Below are 4145 nucleotides of genomic sequence, written 5' to 3' on the forward strand. Positions count from 1 at the left end.
CGGCAGCCAGTTGTATTACACCAACCAGGCGATTGCCAACGTAGCGACACAAGCGACAGCGGCGAAAACCGAAGTTACCGCAGGTAAGAACGTCGTCGTTAACCAAACCACCGGCAACAGCGGACAGACCGTGTACAACGTTGCTACTGCCGATAAACTCGACGTAACCAGCGTAACCGCAGGCGGTGTAACCGTTAACGCGCAAGGTGTCAGCATCGCTGCACCGACCGCCCATAATCCGGCGAATACCGTCAGCCTCAGCCCGATCGGTCTGAACAACGGCGGACAACGCATCACCAACGTCGCCCCGGCGAAAGAAGGTACCGATGCGGTCAACCTGAACCAGCTCGCCGGCGTGGGTAACGCCCTGCAAAACAACATCGAACGCGTCGGCAAAAAAGCCTACGCAGGTGTAGCGGGTGCGATTGCACAAGGCTCGATTCCGCAAGTAACCCGTCCGGGTGCGACCGGTATCGGCGTAGGTAGCGGCTACTACGGTGGTCAATCCGCAATGGCAATCGGCGTGTCTGCGATGAGCGACGGCGGTAACTGGGTCGTTAAAGGCAACTTCTCTGCCAACACAGACGGCCACGTCGGTGTCGGAGCAGGTGCGTTGTACCAGTGGTAAGCTAACGGCTCTTAGCTGAAGTAAAGCAAAGGTCGTCTGAAATCCAAAACAGGGTTTCAGACGACCTTTTTATATCTTGTATGAGGGATAAATTGGTTTTATTTGAAATTCATGGCTGGAAGGATGATGGAAGTTGGATTTCTTCTGAAATCTAGAGCGACATCACGACTTTTTCAGACGACCTTTTGCGATTCAATTTACCAAATCCCTGTAAACGTTTTTTCAGCCCGCCAAAATTTCCAACGAGATTTGGGTGTGAGTGTTAATGCGCCGCCGTTTTCCCCATCGGTCGTCAAGGTCAGTTTTTTCAGACGACCTGTGTGCAGCGCCTGCCAAATCGGGTCGAACCAGCGTTGTTCCCAATCCTGCAAAATATCTTGGTAGGCCAGTACGTCCGCCGTCGACCCGGTAACGGTCAAACCATCCATAAAAATGACGGCAGTGTCTGTTCTTGTTTCTTGCATCCAAGAGGCAAAGGCGCGAAAGTCGTATGGTGCATCTATGCGGTCGGAGGCAAATTGCGCCCACGGGCTGTCGGAGAATAGGGTGGATGATTGCTGCGTCCCTTGAATATCATGCCACAGCCACAGACCGTTTATCGGCGGTGTTCCGAGTTGGTGGCGAATGTTGTTGATCGGGTGTTGGTGCAGCCACATTTGAATTTCTGTCTGCTTTGCTAACCATTGTCCGCTATCTTTGCCCGAGGCTTGTTCAGACGACCCCATTTGTCCGTAAATATCCAATATGGGCTGAATTTGCCAGTCTTGCGGATTGGGTAATAAGACAAGCCACAAATCGGGGCGAACGGGGATAAATCGCCAACCCTCGTCCTGATAAAAATCAGACAGTTCACGGCACAATCTGTCTGCCTCGTAAGTGGCAATACCGATATATTCGCCGCCAACGACGCTGACTTGGTGCAAACCCATCTGCTGCCATAGCGGGGAAACCAATGCGGCAGGTTGTTGCTGTGGAACGTTTGCAGCAGTTTTTGCGAGTTTGAGCAGGCTGCCGTCCCATAAATAACGCCCGTAAAATTTTGATGTTTCAACTGCTTGTTTGTGTAAATGTCCGAAGCGAAGCAGACGGTTGAAGGCTGGCAGGGTAAGAGGGGGGACGGATTCGTCGCTTTGGCGGTTCAGCGACGGAATGGCAAGGGTCAGGTTCATGGCAGGCGGCAGGTTGGGAAAAAGCATCATTTTAAGGGAGAATGCCGGCCATTCCCAAATGTCTATGGGATGGGACGTTTGAAGCAATATACGCGATTGTGATATAATTACGGACGTAAATTTCAGAAAAAACGGGTGTAAATCAAAACAATAGCCTTGATAATACGCCCTTGGTTCCCCATTGTGCTGTTTGCCGGACTATGAAAAAGGTCGTCTGAAAGACGGATAAATAGCAGACAGTCTTCTTTTAAATGAAAATCACATTGCCCGTGCGGATTGATAAAGCAGCCGCACCGCCGCATTAAAAGGATAATTCGTGATCGAAACAACCCGATTTCCCTTATTGCGCCGATTTTGGCACAACAAACCTATCCGCTGGTCTCTGTTGGGCATCCTTTTGCCCGTTTCCGGCGCGATGACTGCCTATGCAGTAACCGAACCTGTTCCCGAGTATCAAGGATTTAAAGTCGAGCGCGTTTCTGAAGAGCTGCCGGCGGTTTATATTGAAACCGGCAATTTTCAGTCCAGTTACTGGGCGCAAGAAGTCGTCCAGCAGGGCGACTCACTCGCCGATGTGCTTACCCGCATGGGGGTCCCCCAAACCGACATCAAGCAAATCATGGCGAAAAACAGTGCGGAACGCGATATGCAACATTTGCGCGCCAACCAGTCTGTCAATATCCGCATCGATGCTTCGGGACAAGTTACCGACGTACAGTTTTTCACGGATGAAGAGCTTGAGCGCAATCTTGTCGCTTTGGAAAAAGTCAAAGGCAAATGGCAGGCTTCTACATCGGAAGTGGATATGAAGACCATGCCGACCCTGCGTTCCGTCGTTGTCCGCACTTCCGCGCGCGGTGCAATGGCGCAGGCGGAAATTCCTGTCGAAATCCGCGAGTCGTTGAGCGAAATTTTCTCCGACGTACTGAGCTTGGAGGATTTGAAAGAAGGCGATGTGATACGATTGCTGTATGACAGCATGTATTTCCGCGGACAACAAATGGGTACGGGCAATATCCTGGCAGCCGAAATTGTCAAAGGCGGTAAAAGCTATCAAGCCTATTATTACAGCCAGGGTAAAGGCGACGAAGAGAGCGGCAGCTATTATGATCAAAGCGGCAAATCGCTCCAGCAAAAAGCGGGCTTCAACATCGAGCCTGTTGTCTATACGCGCATTTCATCCCCGTTCGGTTACCGGGTCCACCCCGTTTTACATACCGTCCGTATGCATACCGGTATTGACTACGCAGCCCCTTCCGGTACGCCGATTAAAGCGACCGCTGACGGCGTGATTACCTTCAAAGGCTGGAAGGGCGGCTACGGTAATACCGTTATGATCCGCCATTCTAACGGCGTTGAAACCTTATACGGGCATATGAGCGCGTTTACCCCTGCCCAAGGTACGGTGCGTGCAGGCGAAGTGATCGGATTCGTCGGTACGACGGGACGTTCTACCGGTCCGCATCTGCACTATGAAGCACGCGTGAACAGTCAGCCTGTCAACCCGACTACGGTTGCCCTGCCGACACCTAAGCTGACGCCAACCAACATGGCTGCGTTCCGTCAGCAGCAGAAATCGGCAAATACCATACTTGCTTCTGTCCGCGGACTGCCTGTTTCTGTAGCGCAGTTGGATTAATCAAGCTGCCCTATTGGGGTATGCTTTAAAAGGTCGTCTGAAAACCAGGTTTAAGGTTTCAGACGACCTTTTACATTGGGATGGATACGAAAACTTTTTCCAGTTCATACGGCTTGAGACAAGTTGTTTGGGAGTGGCTTTCAAATATAGTGGATTAAATTTAAACCAGTACGGCGTTGCCTCGCCTTGCCGTACTATCTGTACTGTCTGCGGTTTCGTCGTCTTGTCCTGATTTAAATTTAATCCACCATATCAGGACGGTATTTCTGCGAGAGAGATTTAGAGATATGTATTTGCTGTCATTTTGAAACATGTCTTCATGGCGGGGAGGGAGTACATTTGTTTTTGAGCAAGAGCGACAGGTAATATTTTTATTTCATGTGTTATGTTGTGTGATTGCCATAAGAGACTTGTTATCAAAAAAAAGGTCGTCTGAAACTGAACTGGCCCCCAAATCTTGGACACTCATAAAAGCCTATTCAGGCGCTCTGTGCAAGCTGGGTTCTGTATGCGACAGGACTCAGCTTTTTCAATGTAGAAACCAGTAGCGTTGTTTACAGTATTTCCAGGAGAATACTGAAACATGAACATGCACAAAAACACCCGCCTCACCCCGCACCACCGACAAGCCATTTGGCTGGCCTACACGCAGGAAAAGGAAAGCGTCACCTCTCTGGCACGCCGCTACCAAGTCAGCCGCGTCACCATT

The 4145-nt window shown here is 50.5% G+C and carries 3 protein-coding genes and 2 pseudogenes; 3 read left to right on the plus strand and 2 right to left on the minus strand.

Annotation, left to right across the window (positions count from 1 at the left end; all coding sequences use genetic code 11):
- Window positions 1-628 (plus strand): YadA family autotransporter adhesin (locus tag HMPREF2954_RS00030; RefSeq protein WP_210398472.1); only part of this gene is annotated, 628 nt, incomplete at its 5' end.
- Between the two features lie 197 nt (window positions 629-825).
- Here the strand turns inward: HMPREF2954_RS00030 and HMPREF2954_RS00035 are convergent.
- Window positions 826-1827: a hypothetical protein gene (locus tag HMPREF2954_RS00035; protein ID WP_082054491.1), complete on the minus strand. Its 1002-nt coding sequence runs from the start codon at window positions 1825-1827 to the stop codon at window positions 826-828.
- A 313-nt stretch (window positions 1828-2140) separates the two neighbouring features.
- On the opposite strand from HMPREF2954_RS00035, the gene HMPREF2954_RS00040 reads away from it, so the two are divergent.
- Window positions 2141-3436, plus strand: coding sequence for a M23 family metallopeptidase (locus HMPREF2954_RS00040; protein WP_052673321.1), 1296 nt, complete (start codon window positions 2141-2143; stop codon window positions 3434-3436).
- A 140-nt stretch (window positions 3437-3576) separates the two neighbouring features.
- Here HMPREF2954_RS00040 and HMPREF2954_RS12765 read toward each other — a convergent pair.
- Window positions 3577-3688: pseudogene (locus HMPREF2954_RS12765) on the minus strand (IS5/IS1182 family transposase); the annotation flags it as partial.
- A gap of 331 nt (window positions 3689-4019) precedes the next feature.
- Between HMPREF2954_RS12765 and HMPREF2954_RS13155 the strand changes: the two are divergent.
- Window positions 4020-4145: pseudogene (locus HMPREF2954_RS13155) on the plus strand (IS481 family transposase); the annotation flags it as partial.

The sequence above is a fragment of the Neisseria sp. HMSC067H09 genome (genome assembly GCF_001814135.1).
GTDB lineage: Bacteria > Pseudomonadota > Gammaproteobacteria > Burkholderiales > Neisseriaceae > Neisseria.

Excerpts from the sequence above, each read along its gene's own strand:
- HMPREF2954_RS00035 (WP_082054491.1), bottom strand. The coding sequence starts at position 1,827 with ATGATGCTTTTTCCCAACCTGCCGCCTGCCATGAACCTGACCCTTGCC.